This is a genomic window from Aminobacter sp. P4_D5, assembly GCF_056401815.1.
The window spans coordinates 1-941 of sequence record NZ_JBFUIP010000468.1; the positions used below are offsets into that span (position 1 = coordinate 1).

The 941-nt window shown below is 73.3% G+C and carries 1 protein-coding gene and 1 pseudogene; both read right to left on the minus strand.

Annotated features, from left to right (window positions below):
• Window positions 1-231: pseudogene (locus AC1DWF_RS32815) on the minus strand (cytochrome-c oxidase, cbb3-type subunit I); the annotation flags it as partial.
• A gap of 60 nt (window positions 232-291) precedes the next feature.
• Window positions 292-941 (minus strand): sulfite exporter TauE/SafE family protein (locus AC1DWF_RS32820; RefSeq protein ID WP_476842694.1); only part of this gene is annotated, 650 nt, incomplete at its 5' end.

Below are 941 nucleotides of genomic sequence, written 5' to 3' on the forward strand. Positions count from 1 at the left end.
GGTGTGCAGCGGCCGCAGCCGGCCGAAGGTCGTGTACTCGAGGCCGAGGTTCAGCACCGGGAAGGCCAGCTGGAAGGCGATGTACACGCCGACGAGGAAACCCGCGATGCCCCAGAAGATGGTGGCGACCGCGAAGGCGCGCAGCGGCCCATCGACATAGGCGGGTTGCGGGCGTGCGAGGCGTTGCGCGGCAGGCGGCGCCTCCGCGGCAGCGATCACGTCATCGTTCATGGGGCGCTCCTGGCATGGCGATCTGATCGGCCATCGGCGCGCGGGCGGCGTTGATTTGAATCAAACGACGCGGATCGCGAGGGCGATGAGGACGGCAGCGTTCGCGACGAGCGCGATCCCGCCGAAGAGGCGCAGGCCCGGTCCGAATCGCCGGCCGAAGAACCGGCCCAGCACCGCCACGCCGGTGAGGGCCGGGACGGTGCCGGCCACGAAGGCCAGCATGGCGATGGCGCCCGCCAGCGCGCTGCCGCTCGCCGCCGCCGCCGCCAGTGCCGCGTAGAGCAGGCCGCAGGGCAGAGCGGAGAGCATCAACCCCAGCAGGAAGCGGCGCCCGGGGCTTGGTGCGCCCTGCCGGAGGAGGCCCGTCAGGGCCGCCGGCATCGGCAGGTGGGGCAGGCGAAGCCTCAGGCGCGTCGAGGGTGCCAGGCCGGCGATCGACTGGGCCAGCATGAGGAAGGCGGCCAGCAGGAGCGGCACGGCGAGCAGCGATCGAGAAAATCCCAGCGAGGCCAGCCCCACCGCGCCGCCCGCGGCCGCGCCCAGCGCCGCATATCCCGTCGCACGGCCCAGCTGGTACGGCAGGAGGTGCAGGCCGGTCAGCCGCACCAGGCGCCCCGAGGACGGATCCTGCAGGGTCTGGGCGATCACGAAGGGCCCGCACATCCCCACGCAATGGGTGGCGCCGCCGGCGAGCCCGGCCAGGAGCATCG